The organism is Halorubellus litoreus (assembly GCF_055378595.1).
In genome coordinates this window covers 1,517,914-1,535,022 of record NZ_AP043836.1, presented here as the reverse complement: position 1 = coordinate 1,535,022, position 17,109 = coordinate 1,517,914, and the positions used below count along the sequence as shown (strand labels likewise).

The following is a 17,109-nucleotide window of genomic DNA, read 5'->3' as shown; positions in this document are numbered from 1 at the left end:
GCCGGTTCCGCTGCTTTCGATTGACCCAGCATCCGGCGGCCCCCAGGCCGCCGGTTCCGCTGCTCTCGACTGACCCAGCATCCGGCGGCCCCCAGGCCGCCGGTTCCACGCGCCGTTGTAGACGGCGGCAACGTCTCGATGCGACGCAAGCGTTTTTCCCACGCAACTGTTCGGTTCTGGTGATGCGACGACCCCGTATCGCGTTCGTGGATGCTTCGCACGGCGACCCTGGAACGCGCCGGAACTTCCGGCGCGAGCTCGACGCGGACCTCGTCGAGTTCGACGCGACCGAGTGCGAGCTCCCGTGCGGGTTCGAGTACGACGCGGTCGTGGTGACGGGGTCGCGGTCGTCGGTGTACGAGGACGAGGCGTGGATCGATGGGACGCGCGAGTGGGTTCGCGAGGCGGTCGAAGAGCACGGCCTGCCGGCGCTCGGCGTCTGCTGGGGGCACCAGTTGCTCGCGGACGCGCTCGGTGGCACGGTCGAGGACATGGGCGAGTACGAGATCGGGTACCGCGAGATAGAGCGCGCGTTCGACGACGCCGACGCGGACGTTGACCCACTGCTCGCCGGCGTCCCCGAGTCGTTCACGGCGTTCACGACGCACTCGGATTCGGTCGTGGAACTGCCGCCGGGCGCGACGGAGATCGCGCGGAACGACTACGGGAATCACGGGTTCCGGGTCGGTGACGCGTTCGGCGTCCAGTTCCACCCCGAGTACGACCGCGAGATGGCGCGGTCGGTCACCGCGGGGAAGGACGAGTTGAGCGACGAACGCAAGCAAGCGGTGTACGACGGCATCACCGCGGAGGACTACGCGGCGGCGTGCGAGACGAAGGCGTTGTTCGAGAACTTCACGGCGTACGTTCGCGCTCGCGCCGCCGACGGCGTCGCCGCGGACTGAGCGGTCGCGCGTCCCCTGGCGCGCGGCGGCCGAGAACTGCAAAACTCTTGGTCGCGTATCTCTTCGCTCGTCGTGTGAACGTGGGTTCGATGGTCGTGGCGCTCGGGGAGCGACGAACGCGTCTGGCGGTGTACGTCGCGGTCGTGGTGGTGCTTTCGCTCGCACTGGGGTTCCAGGCGGTGACCGCCGGCGGGACGACGACGACGACGAGCGACGACGGCCGCTGGACGCCGACGTCGACACCGGGCGACGCGACAGGGACGACGAACGGCTCGACCGACAGCAGCGCGACCGACTCGGCGGTTGATCGGACGGGCGTGCTCGTGACCGTGCAGAGCTACGGCGGGTTCGGCCAGAACAACGGTCGCGCGGTCGTCGTGAACGACGGTGGCGTCGTGTGGTCGTTCGCGCCCGAGGACTCGCGCGTGTTCGACGCCGAGATGCTCGAGAACGGGCACGTGCTCGTGTCGTACGCGACGGCGCTCCCGGCGAGCGAGTGCCCGGAGCGCACGCTCGAGTACAAGGACGACCGCTGCGTGCGGAACAACGTCGTGGAACTCGACTACGAGACGAAGGACGAGGTGTGGGCGTACCGCTGGTACGACGCGTTCATCACGCACCACGAGGTCCACGACGCCGACCGCCTGCCGAACGGCGAGACGGCGATCGTCGACATGGGGAACGACCGCGCGTTCGTCGTGAACGAGAGCAAGGACGTCGTGTGGAACTGGTCGGCGCGCGAGCACATCGGACCGGGGAGCGACTTCTGGGAGAAATACGGCGGGCCCGAGCGACCGCGGCCGGAGAGCGACTGGACGCACATGAACGACATCGACCAGCTCGCGGACGGCGACTTCTCGCTGTCGATACGGAACTTCGACGTCGTCCTGGAGGTGAACCGGTCGACGAAGGAGATAGAGCGCGTCGTCGGCGAGGTCCGCGGCGGGAAGGACGTCGAAGGGCGCGAGCCCATCCTGGACGACCAGCACAACCCGATGTGGGTGTCGAGCGAGCACGTGCTCGTCGCGGACTCGGAAGCGGACCGCATCGTGGAAGTGAACGCGTCGACGCAGGCGGTCGTGTGGTCGTACGGCGACGGCCTGCTGTGGCCGCGGGACGCGGACCGCCTCCCGAACGGGAACACGCTCGTGACGAACTCGCTCCGGTACGAGGTCGAGGAGGTGACGCCCGACGGCGAGGTCGTTTGGCGGTATCGGGTCGCGTGGAACGGGAAGCGCGGCATTCCCTACGAGGCCGACCGCGTGCAACTCCCCGAGGAGCCCGACGGGATGCCGACGCTCGGCGACCGCGCGAGCGACGCGGCGACGACGTCCGGGGCGTCGACGTCAACGGGGACGGCGGCCCCCGAGGCCACCGGGGCACCGTCCGAGACTGCGGCGCCGCAGGCGACCGGGAGTGACGGCGGGTCGGGTGCCGGGAGCGATGCGGGCGGGAGCGCCGCGGGTGACGACGGGAGTGGCGGCGGCGTCGTGGAGCGACTCGCCGGGTACGCGTACCTCTACCTCCCGTTCTGGGTCGGTGGGGTCGAGCTTGCGCTCGTCGGCGTCGGCGTCCTCGTGGGCGTCGTCGCGGTGCTCGACGGCGTCGCGTTCGCTATCGGACGGTTTCGCGACGTGAACGCGTAAGGAGGCGAGTGGAGCGCGACGGTGGCTGGCTTGCGCGCGGTCAGCGCGATTCGAGGTCGCGTTCGAGCGCGCGGAGGCGCTCGATGCGGTTCTCCGTACTGGGGTGCGTGCGGAAGAGGCTCCCGACGAACCCCTTCTTGATGGGGATGATGAAGAACGCGTTCATCTCCGATTGTTCGCGGGCGTCCTCGGTCGGGATCTTGTCCATGCGACCGCTGATCTTCATGAGTGCGGACGCGAGCGCGCTCGGGTTCCCGGTGATGGCGGCGCCGCCGCGGTCGGCGGCGTACTCGCGGTACCGCGAGAGCAGGCGGATGAGGAGGAAGCTCACGATCCAGACGACCAGCGAGACGAGGATGGCGACGACGACGCCACCGCCGCCGTTGCGGTTCCCGCCACGGTGTCCGCCGCCGAAGAACGCGCCCCAGCGGACGATGAGAAACGCGAGACTGGAGAGGAAGGAGGCGACGGTGATGACGAGGACGTCGCGGTTCTTGATGTGCGCGAGTTCGTGCGCGATGACGCCGTCGAGCTCGTCCTGATCGAGCATCTGCATGAGGCCCTTCGTGACGCAGACGGTCGCGTTCTTTCGGTTCCGGCCGGTCGCGAACGCGTTCGGGACCTGCGTGTTCGCGACCGCGACGGTCGGCATCGGGAGGTCGGCTTGCTGACTGAGGCGTTGCACGGCCGCGTGGAGTTCCGGGTACTCCTCGCGGGACACCTCCTTGGCGCCCATCCCGTAGAGCGCGATGCGGTCGCTGAAGTAGTACTGTGCGACCATGAACGCGCCCAGGCCGATGGCGATGACCCACCAGCGAGTGCCGAGCGCGACGGTGAGGCCGGCGGCGAACGCGAGGTAGACTGCGAACAGGAGGAACATGGTGATACCCATGCGCGTCCGGAGTCCCCAGTCCGTCTTCCACTGCATGCGTTCACGTAGGCGTCCGACGGGGATAAATCCGGGTATGGCTCGCTTGCGCACGCACCGAGGCCGCGGAGTCGCGCGAAGCAACAAGGTTTACGTCCTACTCGCGCGTTGACGTAACGAATGTCCACCCGCGAGGCTGGACTCCTCGAGTCGAGCATCACGCTCGTCACCGCGGTCGTCGTCGGCGTCGTCAGCGGTATCACGGTGGTCGCGGCACCGCCCGCGCTCACCGAACTCGTCGTGCTGGCGAGCGACCTCGCGGGGACGTTCTACGCGGGCGTCCTCCTCGGGACGATGCTCGGCCTCTTCCTCGCGGGCTTCACCGCGTTCCTCACGTACCGCGTCTACCGCCTCCAGCAGGTGACGACCGGCGAGGTGTCGAACGACATCGGGCCGGGTTTCGCGCCCACGGCCGCCCCCGAGGTGACGTACTCGGGCGCCAGCGACCCGCCGTGGTTCGACATGTACCTCGTCGGCGTCGTCACCGCGCTCGTCGCCGCGGTCCTCACGCCCGTCGTGTACGCGCCGCTCGCCGCCGGCGTCGTCGGGGCGCTCGGGAGCGCGCGGTTGTTCGGCGGGCTCTGAGGCGCACGGCGCCGCGGCGGCGGGTCCCATCGGCGGTTCGCGGCGTCTTCGACGAGAACGGCGAGTCCCGGTGCGAGGACGACAATTTAAACCGGGGGAGGCGCCAACCGGAGTGTGATGAAGGTCGCCGACGTGCCGAACCTCCCCGATGCCTTCCGCGAGCAACTGCACGACGACGGCATCGAGGAGCTGTACCCGCCCCAGGCCGAGGCCGTCGAGGCGGGTGTCACGCGCGGCGAGAACGTGGTGGCGAGCGTGCCGACGGCGAGCGGGAAGACGCTCGTCGCCCAGATGGCGATGCTGTCGCGGGTCGCCGAGGGCGGGACGGCGCTTTACATCGTCCCGCTGCGGGCGCTCGCGAGCGAGAAGGCCGAGGAGTTCCGCGCGTTCGAGGCGTTCGGCGTCGATGTCGGGGTGTCGACGGGGAACTACGAGGGGACGAGCGAGTGGCTCGCGGAGAAGGACGTCGTGGTGGCGACGAGCGAGAAGGTGGACTCGCTCGTCCGGAACAACGCGTCGTGGCTCGGGAACGTCTCGTGCGTGGTCGCGGACGAGGTGCACCTCGTCGACGACCGCGAGCGCGGGCCGACGCTGGAGGTCACGCTGGCGAAGCTCCGACAGTTGACGAGCGACCTCCAGGTGGTCGCGCTGTCGGCAACCGTCGGGAACGCGGAGGTGGTCGCGGAGTGGCTGGACGCCGAACTCGTCGACTCGGACTGGCGCCCCATCGAACTCAAGAAGGGCGTGCACTACGGGTCGGCGCTGCACTTCGAGGACGACGACCAGGTCGAGGTCCGCCCGCGGAGCGGCGAGAAGCCCGAGGCAGCCCTGGTTCGGGACGCCCTGGAGGACGGTGGGTCGTCGCTCGTGTTCGTGAACTCGCGGCGGAACGCCGAAGCCGCCGCACGGAGACTCGGCGACACCGTCAAGCCGTTCCTCACCGACGACGAGCAGGCGCGCTGCGAAGAGCTGGCGGCGGAGATACGCGACGTGAGCGACACGGAGACGAGCGACGACCTCGCGGACGCCGTCGCGAACGGTGCCGCGTTCCACCACGCCGGCCTGGCGAGCGAACACCGCAGTCTCGTCGAGGACGCGTTCCGCGACCGCACCCTGAAGGCCGTGAGCGCCACGCCGACGCTCGCCGCGGGCGTGAACACGCCCGCCCGCAGGGTCGTCGTCCGCGACTGGCAGCGCTACACGGGCAGCGGAATGGAGCCCCTCCCGGTGCTCGAGGTCCACCAGATGATGGGGCGCGCCGGCCGCCCCGGCCTCGACCCGTACGGCGAAGCCGTCCTCCTGGCGAAGAGCCACGAGGACCTCGACGTGCTCTTCGAGGACTACGTCGAAGCGGACCCCGAGGAGCTGCGGTCGAAGCTCGTCGCGGAACCGGCGCTGCGGATGCACGTGCTGTCGACGGTCGCGAGCGGGTTCGCGCGCTCGCGGACCGCACTCGTCGAGTTCCTCCGCGAGACCCTGTACGCCGTCCAGGAGGAGGACCCGGCGCGACTGGAGTCCCTCCTGGACGACGTCATCCGGTACCTGGAGCAGAACGACTTCGTGACCCGGGACGGTGACGAGCTCGCGGCGACCGGGCTCGGGCACACGGTGTCGCGGCTCTACCTCGACCCGATGAGTGCCGCGGCGATCGTGGACGGCCTGAAGGCCGCCGACGGGAAGCCCTCGGCGCTCGGCCTCTACCAGCTCGTCTCTCGCACCCCGGACATGTACCAGCTCTACCTGAAGTCGGGGGACCGCGAGCAGTACACCGAGGAGTTCTACGAGCGCGAGCAGGAGTTCCTCGGTGCGGCGCCCAGCGAGTTCGAGGACGCGCGCTTCGAGGACTGGCTGTCGGCGTTGAAGACCGCGCGCCTCATGGAGGACTGGGCGAGCGAGCTCGACGAGGACACCATCACGACGCGGTACGGCGTCGGCCCGGGGGACGTCCGCGGGAAGACCGAGACCGCTGAGTGGCTGCTGGGTGCGGCGGAGTCGCTCGCGACGGAACTGGACCTCGGCGGGGACGTCGTCGTCGGCGTTCGCGAGGCCAGAAAGCGCGTGCAGGACGGCGTGCGCGAGGAGCTGCTGGACCTCGTGGGCGTCCGCGAGGTCGGGCGGAAGCGCGCCCGCCGGCTGTTCGACGCGGGCATCGAGACGCGCGCGGACCTGCGGGAGGCACCGAAGGCGACCGTGCTCGCCGCACTCGGTGGGAAGGAGAAGACCGCGGAGACGATCCTCGAGAACGCAGGCCGGCAGGACGCCTCGATGAGCGACGTCAGCGTCGACGACGCGCCAGACGAGGTCGCCGCCGCCGCGGCCAGCAGCGCCGGGAGTGCTGGCGGTGCGAGCGACGACGGCGGCGACGCCGAGGACGGCGACGACGACCAGCAGGCGAGCCTGGGTGACTTCTGATGCTGGTACTCGAAGGGACTGCGACCGTGGAGGATTTGGACGCGTTCGTCGCGGCGCTCGGCGATGCCGGCGACGCGCACGACTGCGTGGTGCAGGCGTTCGACGCGCGGTACGTCGCCGACCGCGAGCACCTCGCGACCGCACTCCGGTACGCCGCCCGCGCGCACCGCCGCGGGGACGCCATCGCGCGCGACCCGGCGGTCGAGACGCTCCTGTACGCCGCCGGCCGCCGCCAGATCGACCGCGCGCTCGAGATGGGCGTCGGCGAGGGCGAGGGCGACGTCGCGGTCGTCGTCGCGAGCGACTTCCCCGACGACCCGCTCGCCGAGAGCGACGCCGAGCGCGAGTGCGCGGACGCGGTCGCCGAACTGCTCGACGACGCGACCCTTCTCGTCGACCGCGACGGCGGCGCGGACGGGGCGGCGACCACGGCCGAGGGAGCGACCGCGGACAGCGCGCTCGCCGCGACCGACCCCGAGCGCGTCCGCGAGTTCTTCGACGTCGGCGACGCCGAACTGGCGGCGACCGACGCCACGCTCGCGGACCTGGTGCGCGAACGCGTCGTCCTGCTGTCCATCGACCACTGACCGCGGGACCGAGCGGTTCTCGGGCGTTCGAACCGGCGTAACGCTCAATCCGTCGCGCTCGAACGAACCCGTATGGGCGCGCACCTCGAGGACCCGCTGGACATCGGGTCGGTGACGGTCCCGAATCGCTTGTATCGCGCGCCGCTCCTGGAGTGCGCGGGCAACGGCCCGGACGCGGTCGACGCCCTCGTCGCGGACCTGGAACCGGCCGCGGCGAGCGGCGTCGGCCTCGTCTTCCAGGGTGCGACCATCGTCCGCGAGGAGGGTGGGTGTGCCGCACCGGGGATGACTCGCGTGCACGACGACGACTTCGTCTCGCGGCTCTCGCGGCTCACGGACGCCATCCACGACCACGGTGGGCGGATATTCGTGCAGTTGGAGCACGGCGGGCTCCGGTCGATGGAGACCTGGCACGCCAGATATCGACGCGAACACCCCGACCAGACCCAGCTCGCGGTCTCCCGGCCGCCGTGGCAGTTGCGCGCACTCGATACGGTGGGGTTCCTCGACTACGACCCCGACGTGATGACGACCGCGGACGTCGACGAACTCGCCGCGGACTTCGGGCGGGCCGCAGCCCGCTGCGTGGACGCCGGCTACGACGGCATCCACCTCGCCGGCGCGAACATGGGCCTGCTCCACCAGTTCGCGACGCCGTTCTACAACCGCCGGAGCGACCGCTACGGCGACCGCGGCGCGTTCTTCGAGCGCGTGCTCGACGAGATACGCGACCGCGCCGGCGACGTTCCGGTCGTCACGAAGGTGCCCGCGGAGACGCCCGCCCCGCGGGTCGTCCGCCGCCACCTCGACCTCGAGGACGGCGTCGACCTCGCGGTGCGACTCGCGGACTACGGCTACGACGCCGTGGTGCCCGTGCAGACGAACGTCTTCTGGGACATGAGCATCGTCCGCGGCGCGTACCCGAAGCGCGCGTGGACCGACGAGTCGCTCCAGGACGCGTACGCCGAGGCCTTCGGGAGTCGCTGGCGCGCACTGGGCGTCCGCGCACTCAACCGCCTGCAGGCTCGCCGCATGGACTTCGACGCCCCCTGGAACGCCGAGTTCTGTCGGCGCGTCCGCGAACGCGTCGACGTCCCCGTCCTCTGCGAGGGCGGCGTCCGCGAACGCCGCGAGATGTACCGTCTTCTCGGTGCCGCCGACGACGACCCCGACGCTGCTGGCGGCGACAGCGCGCCCGCCGCGGACGCCGTCGGCCTCGCACGCCCGTTCTACGCCGAACCGCGCCTCGGCGCCCGCCTCCTCGACGACCACGGCCGCGAGCACGTCACCCCAGGAACGCGCGTCGTCTGCGAGTCCTGCAACAACTGCACCGTCCCGCAGGCCACCGGCGCACCCGGCGTCTGCCGGACCCCGAGCGTCCTCCGCGAACGCGGCCGCCTCGAGAAACGTGGTGCGTACGACCCTGACGACGAAAGCCCGAAACCACCCGAAACCGGCAACATAGACGACAGCGGGCCGACAGACCGATAACCCTCCACGCCAAAACTCCAAGGTACTTGCCACCGTCTAACAGGGGGGTGACCTGACACACCAATGCCGCAATGCAACGTCTGCATGGCCGACGTCGACGAGAAGGAAGACACCCACATCGAGGTCGTCAAACCGATGGAGTACAAGGGCGAGACCCAGCAGATACGGCACTACTACTGCTCCGTCGCCTGCCTCATGGAACACGCCCAGGACTGACCGCGCCGACCACGCGCAGACCCCTTCGTTTCCACTGGAGAATCACACGAAGGCGTAACGGTCGATGACGAAATCGAAGAAGTAGTTCCACCAGGATTCGAACCTGGGTCGTTGCCCCCAGAAGGCAACAGGATTGGCCGCTACCCCATGGAACTTTTCTGACACGTCTTCCGGGTGTCGGCTCGCCGGAATCCAGCAGATAGTACCGGCCTTGGATATTTGAGTGTTGCGAATCGAACGAGGTACGCCATCCGGTACCGGGTCACCGGCGCGTCCTCCGCGAGAGTTCCAACCACGCCAGACCCCGATGCTATCGATCGGTGTCCGCATGAACGACGCCCGCATCTCGGTCGTTCAGGCTCGCTCGATGTCGACGCCATCGAGAGTGAACGGGTCGTCGAGCGTACCGGATGCCCGCGGGCAATGCAGTACGCTTCATGGGGTGACGACGAAACCTCCGCGAGTCCCCGGTTCGTGGTCGCTTGAACTCCCGAGACTGTGTTGACATCATTAGTAATTCGTATCGGTAGTTACTGATGATATAACGATTTTTGAGGCAGGGATTTGAACGGGCGGATGCTGTGGTATCCGACAACGCACTGCGCGTGGCTGGAACGCTGACAGTACTGCTTCTCGTGGTCACCGCGTCGCCGGCAGCGGCGGCAGCGGCGGGCGGGGCCGCGACGAGTGACGCACCCGGTGACGGGGACGCGGTCGCCGCGGCGGGCTCGGCGACCGTCGCGCCCGACGGGAACGAGACGAACGCGACGACGCTGACGGTGCTCGCGTACAACGACGTCCAGACGGCGGCGTCGGACCCCGGCCGGATGGGTCGGCTCGTCGGCGTCGTGAACGAGCGACGGGCGGCGCACGACAACCCGACCGTCGTGGTCGGTGGCGGCGACGAGGTGAGTCCGAGTTCGCTGTCGCCGATCAGCCAGTGGCGCGTCCCGGTGGACGTGCTGAACGTCATGGAGCCGGACGCGGAGGTCGTCGGGAACCACGACCTCGACTACGGGTTCGACGCGGTCGGGAACTACAGCGAGGAGTCGGCGTTCCCGTGGCTCGCGGCGAACGTCGTCCACGAGGACGGGAGCTCGATTCCCGGGACGAGCAACTACACGATCGTGGAGCGCGACGGCGTGCGCGTCGGCGTCGTGGGGCTCGTCGACGACGCCATCAAGTCGAAGACGGCGGTCGACTTCGACGAGCGCGGGTATCGCGTCGCGGACTTCGCGCGCGTCGGCGACCGCATCGCGACGACCCTGAAGACCGAGAAGGACGTCGACGTGGTCGTCGCCGCGGCGCACATCGGCGTGCCGGAGTCCGAGGAGCTGGCGCGCGAGAGCGACGCCATCGACGTCATCGTGACCGGCGACGACGAGGTGGCGTACGCGCCGCAGACGACGAGCGGGACGACCATCGTCGAGGCGCAGGCCCGCGGCGCGTTCGTCGGCGAGGTGAACCTGACCGTGAGCGACGACGGCGTGTCGCTCGCGAGCGGTCGACTGGTCGCGGTCGACGAGAACTCGTCGGTGAACGAGACGGCGAAGGCCATCGTCGAGGACGCGCGCGGCGAGCAACTCGAGCGGGTCGCGGGGCGGACGACGGTCCCGCTCGACTCGACGTTCGCGTCGAACTACCACGACGAGACCGCGTGGGGGAACCTCGTCACGGACGCGTTCCGCGCGGAGACCGGCGCCGCGGTGGCGGTCACGAACGCGGGCGGTATCCGCGGGAACTTCGTGATGGAACCCGGGACGGTGACGTACGGCGACGTCTACACGTCGCTGCCGTTCGGGAACTACCTGGTGACGAAGGAGATGACGGGCGAGCAGCTCCGCGAGCTGCTGGCGAGCCAGGTGGTGCCGCGGACGTCGAACTACGGCGCGGAGGCGAAGCTCCAGGTGAGCGGCGTCTCCTACGAGTTCGTCCCCGACGAGAACTCGAGTCAGCCGGTGCAGGACGTACGCGTGAACGGTGAGGCGCTCCGCGAGGACGCGACGTACAACGTGACGATCAACTCGTACATGGCCGGCTGGGGCTTCGAGGACCGGTACGGATGGTCGTTCAGTGACCTGCCGACGACGAGCGTCGACCAGTCGCTGTACGGGTCGGTCGTCGCGGAGTACGTCAACGAGACGACGCCGGTGTCGCCGGCTGACACGAACCGCATCCGTCGCGTCGACCTGCACGTCGGCGAGACGACGGTGCCGGTTCCGCCGGGTCGGTCGGACGAACTGACGGTTCGCGTCGACGTGCCGGCGAGCGTGTCGTCGGTGAACGCGTCGACGGTCGACGTGCAGAACGCGACGACGGGGTCGGTGTCGGCGACGAGCGCGACGATGCGCGACGGCGTGCTCGTCGCGACGTTCGACCGGGCGGCGTTCGAGACCCTGGTCGCGTCGAGCAGCGACCTCGACCTGTACGCGCACTACGACGGGAGCCTGTACGGCGCTGACAACTACTTCCGTGCAGCTATCCTGAACGTCGACCTGGACGTGCCGCCGGGCCATCAGGCCGATGGGCCCGGGAAGGCGTCCGGCGGCGACGAACGCGGGCCGCCGTCGCACGCTGGCCCGCCCGCGCACGCCGGGCCGCCGGCACACGCCGGCCCGTCCGCCGACGACGACGATGACGACGAGGACGAAGACGCTGTCCTTGCTCCTGTGACCAGTCGCGCGGTCGCGGTCTACTGACGGGGCGACGCGGACACCCTCGCTTCTTCACCGATTCGCTCGCGGCGCGACGGGTCACGGCCGGCCCGTCGACGCCGACCGAGCGCGCCGTGTGAACCACTGTTCGTGCATACATCGACGCCTATTTGCCGTGGTCTTGCGCACGGTCGTGTATGTACGTTGGGCGATTCGTCGTCGTCGGTCCGGACGTGGCAGCGTATCGAGTGAGTTCGCGGTCGTTCCCGAACCGCGAGATCCGAGAGCGCGAGGACGCGCTGACGGTGGGGCCGACGGCGAACGCCGAGGAGACGGACAACCCGTACGTGGAGTACAACTGCGTGCGGGAGACGACCGACGGCGCGCAGGCGGTGCTGGGGAACGGGTCGCACGTCGACCCCGTCGTGGAGAAGCTCGACCTCGGGTATCCCGCCCGGGATGCGCTCGCGAGCGTCCTGCTCGCCCTGGACTTCGAGAAGGACGACTACGATACGCCCCGCGTCGCGGGCGTGCTCGACGACGACGGCGACGCGTACGTCGGTATCGTCCGCCGCGACGCGTTGTTGGTCCGGAAGGTCGACGAGCCGACCATCGTCGCGACCTACGAGAGAGATGCGCCCGAGGCGTTCGCGCTCGACGCGACTGACGCCGAGGGTGCGGCCGCCGAGGTGTACGAGCACGCGTTCGAGCACGCGGTCTGCGCCGCGGGCGTGGCGCGGGACGGAGACGGGTTCGAGACCGCGGTCCACAACGGCTGAGGGCGCTCGACGCGCGCCGACCGCGCCGAAGGTCCGCGCGGCAGTCAGTTCAGTCGTCGCCGTGGGCGTCGTGCGCTCGCGTCGCGTCGACGTGGAAGTGCTCGTCGACGTCACCGGCACGGCGGCGCTCGCAGAACTCGGCGGCCGCAGTCCGGCCGAGTGCGACGAGATCCTGGATGAAGTCGGCGTCGCGGTCGAGTTTCGTCGCGTACGAGAGGTCGCGGTCGAGTTCGATGCGGCGGAGTTTCACCTGCTGGAAGTCGCTCTCGGGGAGGTGACCGGCGTCGATCCAGTCGTTGACGCGCTCGAGGAAGTGCAGCTGTTGGTTCAGGGAGATGTTCCCGGAGAGCTCGTTCCGGCGGTCGCGTATCTCGCGGAGCGTCGTCGGCCGGTCGTCCGTGTCCTGTGGGTTGATCTGCACCACCCAGAGTTCCTCGGGTTTCCGGTCGCGGTCGACGTCCATGAGGTCGCGGATGGGTGGGTTGTTCGAGAACATCCCGTCCCAGTGGAGGTGGCCGTCTATCTCGACGCCCGGGAAGAGGTCGGGGATGGCGCTGGAGGCGAGGATGGCGTCGGCGGTCACGTCGCCGTCGACGAACGTCTCGAACGCGCCCGCGTCGACGTTCACGGTCCCGACGGCGAGCCGTGGACAGTCCGAGGTGGCGAGGTCGGGGAACGCGTCGAAGTCGATGTTCGCGGTGAGCGCGCGCCGGAGGCGACGCTGGCCGAGCGCCGCGCCCGGGTTCTGGTAGGGGCTGATGCCGGGCGTCGGATAGCCCGTGGCTTCGACGCTCGACCCCCAGACGGTGACGCCGTTGAGCGCGCGGTCCATCGGCGTGGTCGCCGCGACGTCGTGCCAGACCGCGTCGAGGACGCCCGCGGGCGTCTCGTCGTCGGCGAGCAGACCGTACCACGCGGCGCTCGCGCACACCGCGCCGCCGCTCGTGCCCGAGAGCCCGACGACCTCGCAGTCCGGGTCGTCGAGCAGGACTTCGAGCGCGCCGGCGGTGAACGCGGTGTGGCTGCCGCCGCCCTGGCACGCGATGGCGACCCTGGTGCGGTCGTCGGATTCGGTCGCGTCCTGTTCCGTGGCCTCGTCGACGTCGGCGTTCGGGTCGTCCGCCATCAGTACGTGAAGAGGTGGCCGCCGTCCCACGTGAGGTCGCCGCCGTCGAGGTGGCGGCCGTGCTTGCTGAACCCGAGGACGAAGAGGTTCGCGACCTCGACGGGCTCCATCATCTCCTTGACCTTCGCGTCGCCGAGCATCACGTCCTCGACCACTTCCTGCTCGCTGATGCCGCGCTCCTGGGCCGTGTCGGGTATCTGTTCGGTGACCAGCGGCGTCTTCACGTAGCCCGTGGACACGCTGAACGCGCGGAGCGTGCCGTCGCCCTCGGCTGCGATGGACTGCGTGAGTCCCCGCAAGCCGAACTTCGCGGAGATGTACGCGGCCTTGTCCTCGGTCGCGGTGTGCCCGTGGATGCTCGCCATGTTCCCGATGGCACCGGTTCCACCGTCCGACTCGCGGATGTGCGGCATCGCGTGTTTCGCGAGGACGAACGGCGCACGGAGCATCACCCGGTGCATGAGGTCGAACTTCTCGACGGGGAACTCCTCGATGGGGTCGATGTGCTGGAGGCCCGCGACGTTCGCGACGAACTTCACGTCGCCGAGGTCGGCAGCGGCGTCGACGATGCTCGCGATGTCCTCGTCGACGGTGAGGTCGGCCTCGTGCGTCTCGACGCTCCCGTCGACGTCGAGCTCGTCGGCGCGGTCGACGGCGTCCGCGAGCCCGGCCTCGTCGAGGTCCGTGGCGAGCACCGTGAGGCCGTTCGCGGCGAGCGCGACCGCTGTGGCGCGACCGATACCGGACGCGGCACCGGTGACGATGGCGACGTTCCCCGCCTCGAACGCGGGGTCGTCGACGGTCATGACGTTGTCGTGCGTGACGGGTTCGGGCGCGAAGTCCTCGGAATCGGCGGTCATCGCCTAGACGCGCGCCCGCCGACGGCAAGAATCTACCTCCGGACCGCCCCGAGGAGCGGCCGTCGGACTGTCCCGACGACTGTCCGCCGAACCACCCGGATACCCTGTACATTCACCGGGAGACTGAAAGGGTCGAGTGGCATACACCGAGCGTATGCGTGTCGCCGTCATCTCCGACGTCCACGGGAATCGCGTGGCGCTCGACGCCGTGCTCGACGACATGCCTCGCGTCGCCGGCGTGCTCTGTGCCGGCGACGTCGTCGGCTACGGGCCGTGGCCGGGCGAGTGCATCGACCGCGTCCGACGCGAAGGTGCGACCGCGGTCATGGGGAACCACGACCGCGCGGTCGTCCAGGACTCGGGCTTCCGGTTCAACGACATGGCGAAAGCCGGCGTCGAGTACGCTCGCGACGTCCTCGACGACGACCACTTCGAGTACCTCGCCGACCTCCCCGACGAACGCCTCGCCGCCGGCGGTCGCGTGAAGGTCGTGCACGGGCACCCCGACGACCCCGACCACTACACGCGCCCCCACGAGTTCTCCCCGCGCCTGCTCGACGACGAGGACGTCCTCGTCATGGGCCACACGCACGTCCAGAGCCACGAGAAGTACGGCGAGGGCATCGTGATGAACCCCGGGAGCGTCGGCCAGCCCCGCGACGGCGACCCCGACGCCGCGTACGCCCTCCTCGACCTCGACCGCATGACCGTCGAGGAACGCCGCGTCGAATACGACGTCGACGAAGTGCAAGCGGCGGTCGAGGAGGCAGGACTCCCGAAGCGCATCGGGACGCGTCTCGCTCGCGGCGAGTGACGCCCCTCGACGTCCGTCCCGCTACCGGACGGTAGCCCGACCGCCGGCGGTTCGAATATGTACCGAGTAATTATCCCGCCTATTTTCTCAAAGGTTTTATCAATGATTCTTCTGTACGAACTTCCGTAATATGTTCGAGAACCTGACGGCAAGCGGAGCCGAGTCCGCCGACGAGAAGCAGTCCCTCCTCGAGAGTCGTGCGGATTCCCTCATCGGTGGCGACGTCGAATCGGCGCACGGCGGCATGGTGAAGCGACTGAGCTGGGCCAGTTTCGTCCAGAACGTCGCGTACGTCGTCCCCACGGTGACGGCGGCCGGAACGGGAGCGTCCGAGGACGCGGACGCTTCCGCGTTCGATTCCGACGTCGTCGACTCGGAGATGTCGCTCGACGAACTCCTCAGTACGCGCCAGGACGCCGCTCAGTAGACGCGATCCGACGACGCGTCGGATAGCGACAAGGACGACGGACGGCAGGGCATCACGCCCTTTAATTTCTTGCTCAGGAAGATAAATTACATAAGTAATTGCAGCTTTCTCGTGCATAAGATGGCAGACGTCGCGCGTCGACGCGTTCGGGCCGACGGACGTACCGGAGTCAGGTTGCCACGACGGTCCTCGACGGAACCGACCACGCCCGACCGTTCGACAACGTGCTCGACATGACCCAGCACCTCGCCGAATACGCGCTCGGGTCGGTGTTCCTCGCCTGGACGGGGCTCACGCTCCTGCAGGCGGTCGACCAGACGTTCGACACGAACGCGACGCGACGACTGCCTCGCGTGGTCGCGTTCCTCGTTCCGAACTGGAACTTCTTCGCACCGCATCCCGGCGAGTGGGACTACCACCTGCTGTACCGGCGCGTCGACGCGACCGACGAAGCGCCGAGTTGGAACGAACTCCCTCGCGTGAACCGAACCCGGTCTCGGCTCAAGTGGCTCTGGAACCCGAACATGCACGTCATGAAGGCGCTGTTCGACATCACGCAGGAACTCACGTCGGTGCTGTCCGAACAGGAGGAGTCCCCGGACGATGCGAACGAACGCCCGCCGGACGACGGGAAGCTACGAGCGGTCGAAGATTCCAGTGTGCAACTGTCGCCCCAGTACCTCTACCTCCTGAACTACGTCGTCTCGAACGCCGACCTCGACGGCGCCGCGAAGGTCCAGTTCGCCATCCTCGCCCACAAGCCCCAGGTCGACGACACCGAGCCGATGTTCGTCTCGGGGGTGCACGAGGTATGACCGTCAGTATCGACGAACTCGTCTTCGCCACGTCGCTACTGGCCTCGCTCTACGCGGTCTACTCGGGAGCGGTCCTCTGGACGCTCCGAGACACGTTCTCGGCGGACGGTTTACTCAGTCGAACCGTCTACGCGACGGTCCTCGAACGGCGACCGTTCCTGTCGAAAGCCGGTCGCCTCCTCGAGGCCCCCGGCTACGTCTTCCTCGCTCGCATCGGTACGGGACTCGCGTTCGCCGCCGTCACCCTGTCTCTCGAGCGCTCCGTCTGGTTCGCGGCGTTCCCCGCAGTGCTGTTGCTCACCGACTTCCTGATAGAGCAACGGGTCGTCGCCGGGATGAGCGGTGCGTCCGACATGTCGACGCTCGTCAACTGCTCGCTCGTGCTGCTCGTCCTCTTCGACGGGCGACCGACGCTCCAGACGATCGTCGTCGCGTTCGTCGCCGTTCAGGGCGTGCTCTCGTACTGCGTCGCGGGACTCGCGAAGCTCGCCGGGTCGAGCTGGCGCGACGGCTCCGCCGTCGAACGGATATTCGCCACCGACTCGTGGGGCGACGACCGCGTCCGCGCGCTCCTGTCGAGCAACGACGCGCTACCGCTCGCCATCGCGTGGTCCGTGATGCTGTTCGAGGTCGCGTTCGTCCTCGTCCTCGTCGTCCAACCCGCGTACGCGATGGGGCTGTTCGGGGTCGGCGTGCTGTTTCACTTCGCGAACTCGGCACTGATGGGCATCAACGGGTTCCAGTTCATCTTCCCCGCGACGTACCCGAGCATCCTCTACGTGAACGAACTCCTCCGCACGTCCGGACTCCTGTAGGTATCGGCGTTCGCTCGAGAACGATTCGACGTCGACGCGTCGCTGGCGG

16 protein-coding genes and 1 tRNA gene are annotated in these 17,109 nt (G+C 68.9%); 13 read left to right on the top strand and 4 right to left on the bottom strand.

Annotated features, from left to right (window positions below):
- Nucleotides 1-182: 182 nt before the first annotated feature.
- Both ACZ48X_RS11895 and ACZ48X_RS11890 read left to right on the top strand, forming a co-directional pair.
- Nucleotides 183-905, top strand: a complete 723-nt coding sequence (locus ACZ48X_RS11895; protein WP_336349518.1) for a type 1 glutamine amidotransferase — start codon at nucleotides 183-185, stop codon at nucleotides 903-905.
- Nucleotides 906-979: 74 nt separating this feature from the next.
- Nucleotides 980-2,551 carry an aryl-sulfate sulfotransferase gene (locus tag ACZ48X_RS11890; protein ID WP_336349519.1) on the top strand — a complete coding sequence of 524 codons (1,572 nt, stop codon included), beginning with the start codon at nucleotides 980-982 and terminating at the stop codon, nucleotides 2,549-2,551.
- Nucleotides 2,552-2,591: 40 nt separating this feature from the next.
- On the opposite strand, the gene htpX is transcribed toward ACZ48X_RS11890, so the two are convergent.
- Nucleotides 2,592-3,479, bottom strand: coding sequence for a zinc metalloprotease HtpX (gene htpX, locus ACZ48X_RS11885; RefSeq protein WP_336349520.1), 888 nt, complete (start codon nucleotides 3,477-3,479; stop codon nucleotides 2,592-2,594).
- 120 nt (nucleotides 3,480-3,599) lie between these two features.
- Between htpX and ACZ48X_RS11880 the strand changes: the two genes are divergently transcribed.
- From ACZ48X_RS11880 to ACZ48X_RS11860, 5 genes are all read left to right on the top strand, one after another.
- Entirely contained in the window at nucleotides 3,600-4,064 is a 465-nt protein-coding gene (locus tag ACZ48X_RS11880; protein ID WP_336349521.1) for a hypothetical protein, read from the top strand.
- Nucleotides 4,065-4,181: 117 nt separating this feature from the next.
- Nucleotides 4,182-6,476 (top strand): ATP-dependent DNA helicase, encoded by a 2,295-nt coding sequence (locus tag ACZ48X_RS11875; protein WP_336349522.1) that lies wholly within the window; start codon nucleotides 4,182-4,184, stop codon nucleotides 6,474-6,476.
- On the top strand, nucleotides 6,476-7,063 hold the full coding sequence (gene cgi121 / locus ACZ48X_RS11870; RefSeq protein WP_336349523.1) for a KEOPS complex subunit Cgi121: 588 nt from the start codon (nucleotides 6,476-6,478) through the stop codon (nucleotides 7,061-7,063). Before ACZ48X_RS11875 ends, cgi121 begins: the two co-directional genes overlap by 1 nt.
- 72 nt (nucleotides 7,064-7,135) lie before the next feature.
- A complete protein-coding gene (locus tag ACZ48X_RS11865) occupies nucleotides 7,136-8,554 on the top strand; it encodes an oxidoreductase (RefSeq protein ID WP_336349524.1) in 1,419 nt (472 codons plus the stop codon).
- 63 nt (nucleotides 8,555-8,617) lie between these two features.
- Nucleotides 8,618-8,770, top strand: coding sequence for a hypothetical protein (locus ACZ48X_RS11860; RefSeq protein WP_227134142.1), 153 nt, complete (start codon nucleotides 8,618-8,620; stop codon nucleotides 8,768-8,770).
- Nucleotides 8,771-8,852: 82 nt separating this feature from the next.
- Here the strand turns inward: ACZ48X_RS11860 and ACZ48X_RS11855 are convergent.
- Nucleotides 8,853-8,925, bottom strand: a tRNA-Gln gene (locus tag ACZ48X_RS11855).
- A gap of 426 nt (nucleotides 8,926-9,351) precedes the next feature.
- Here ACZ48X_RS11855 and ACZ48X_RS11850 point away from each other — a divergent pair.
- Both ACZ48X_RS11850 and ACZ48X_RS11845 read left to right on the top strand, forming a co-directional pair.
- On the top strand, nucleotides 9,352-11,469 hold the full coding sequence (locus tag ACZ48X_RS11850) for a bifunctional metallophosphatase/5'-nucleotidase (protein WP_336349525.1): 2,118 nt from the start codon (nucleotides 9,352-9,354) through the stop codon (nucleotides 11,467-11,469).
- 152 nt (nucleotides 11,470-11,621) lie between these two features.
- Nucleotides 11,622-12,203, top strand: a complete 582-nt coding sequence (locus ACZ48X_RS11845) for an IMP cyclohydrolase (protein ID WP_336349526.1) — start codon at nucleotides 11,622-11,624, stop codon at nucleotides 12,201-12,203.
- 49 nt (nucleotides 12,204-12,252) lie between these two features.
- Here ACZ48X_RS11845 and ACZ48X_RS11840 read toward each other — a convergent pair whose 3' ends face one another.
- On the bottom strand, nucleotides 12,253-13,329 hold the full coding sequence (locus tag ACZ48X_RS11840; protein ID WP_336349527.1) for a patatin-like phospholipase family protein: 1,077 nt from the start codon (nucleotides 13,327-13,329) through the stop codon (nucleotides 12,253-12,255).
- Entirely contained in the window at nucleotides 13,329-14,189 is an 861-nt protein-coding gene (locus ACZ48X_RS11835; protein WP_336349528.1) for an SDR family NAD(P)-dependent oxidoreductase, read from the bottom strand. Before ACZ48X_RS11835 ends, ACZ48X_RS11840 begins: the two co-directional genes overlap by 1 nt.
- A 154-nt stretch (nucleotides 14,190-14,343) precedes the next feature.
- On the opposite strand from ACZ48X_RS11835, the gene ACZ48X_RS11830 reads away from it, so the two are divergent.
- The 4 genes from ACZ48X_RS11830 to ACZ48X_RS11815 all read left to right on the top strand — a co-directional run bounded on the left by ACZ48X_RS11830 (nucleotide 14,344) and on the right by ACZ48X_RS11815 (nucleotide 17,060).
- Nucleotides 14,344-15,003: a metallophosphoesterase family protein gene (locus ACZ48X_RS11830; RefSeq protein WP_336349529.1), complete on the top strand. Its 660-nt coding sequence runs from the start codon at nucleotides 14,344-14,346 to the stop codon at nucleotides 15,001-15,003.
- A 130-nt stretch (nucleotides 15,004-15,133) separates the two neighbouring features.
- Complete coding sequence (locus ACZ48X_RS11825; protein ID WP_336349530.1) at nucleotides 15,134-15,430, top strand: hypothetical protein; 297 nt, start codon at nucleotides 15,134-15,136, stop codon at nucleotides 15,428-15,430.
- A gap of 233 nt (nucleotides 15,431-15,663) precedes the next feature.
- Nucleotides 15,664-16,245, top strand: coding sequence for a hypothetical protein (locus tag ACZ48X_RS11820; RefSeq protein ID WP_336349531.1), 582 nt, complete (start codon nucleotides 15,664-15,666; stop codon nucleotides 16,243-16,245).
- A complete protein-coding gene (locus tag ACZ48X_RS11815) occupies nucleotides 16,242-17,060 on the top strand; it encodes an HTTM domain-containing protein (protein ID WP_336349532.1) in 819 nt (272 codons plus the stop codon). The genes ACZ48X_RS11820 and ACZ48X_RS11815 overlap by 4 nt, the downstream gene beginning before the upstream one ends.
- Nucleotides 17,061-17,109: the final 49 nt, after the last annotated feature.

What these genes read in the sequence shown, in the direction of transcription:
- ACZ48X_RS11860 (WP_227134142.1), top strand. Translation starts at nt 8,618, where the DNA reads ATGCCGCAATGCAACGTCTGCATGGCCGACGTCGACGAGAAGGAAGAC.
- ACZ48X_RS11825 (WP_336349530.1), top strand. Translation starts at nt 15,134, where the DNA reads ATGTTCGAGAACCTGACGGCAAGCGGAGCCGAGTCCGCCGACGAGAAG.
- htpX (WP_336349520.1), bottom strand. Translation starts at nt 3,479, where the DNA reads ATGCAGTGGAAGACGGACTGGGGACTCCGGACGCGCATGGGTATCACC.
- ACZ48X_RS11830 (WP_336349529.1), top strand. Translation starts at nt 14,344, where the DNA reads ATGCGTGTCGCCGTCATCTCCGACGTCCACGGGAATCGCGTGGCGCTC.
- ACZ48X_RS11880 (WP_336349521.1), top strand. Translation starts at nt 3,600, where the DNA reads ATGTCCACCCGCGAGGCTGGACTCCTCGAGTCGAGCATCACGCTCGTC.
- ACZ48X_RS11865 (WP_336349524.1), top strand. Translation starts at nt 7,136, where the DNA reads ATGGGCGCGCACCTCGAGGACCCGCTGGACATCGGGTCGGTGACGGTC.
- ACZ48X_RS11820 (WP_336349531.1), top strand. Translation starts at nt 15,664, where the DNA reads ATGACCCAGCACCTCGCCGAATACGCGCTCGGGTCGGTGTTCCTCGCC.
- ACZ48X_RS11835 (WP_336349528.1), bottom strand. Translation starts at nt 14,189, where the DNA reads ATGACCGCCGATTCCGAGGACTTCGCGCCCGAACCCGTCACGCACGAC.
- cgi121 (WP_336349523.1), top strand. Translation starts at nt 6,476, where the DNA reads ATGCTGGTACTCGAAGGGACTGCGACCGTGGAGGATTTGGACGCGTTC.
- ACZ48X_RS11815 (WP_336349532.1), top strand. Translation starts at nt 16,242, where the DNA reads ATGACCGTCAGTATCGACGAACTCGTCTTCGCCACGTCGCTACTGGCC.
- ACZ48X_RS11845 (WP_336349526.1), top strand. Translation starts at nt 11,622, where the DNA reads ATGTACGTTGGGCGATTCGTCGTCGTCGGTCCGGACGTGGCAGCGTAT.
- ACZ48X_RS11895 (WP_336349518.1), top strand. Translation starts at nt 183, where the DNA reads ATGCGACGACCCCGTATCGCGTTCGTGGATGCTTCGCACGGCGACCCT.
- ACZ48X_RS11875 (WP_336349522.1), top strand. Translation starts at nt 4,182, where the DNA reads ATGAAGGTCGCCGACGTGCCGAACCTCCCCGATGCCTTCCGCGAGCAA.
- ACZ48X_RS11840 (WP_336349527.1), bottom strand. Translation starts at nt 13,329, where the DNA reads ATGGCGGACGACCCGAACGCCGACGTCGACGAGGCCACGGAACAGGAC.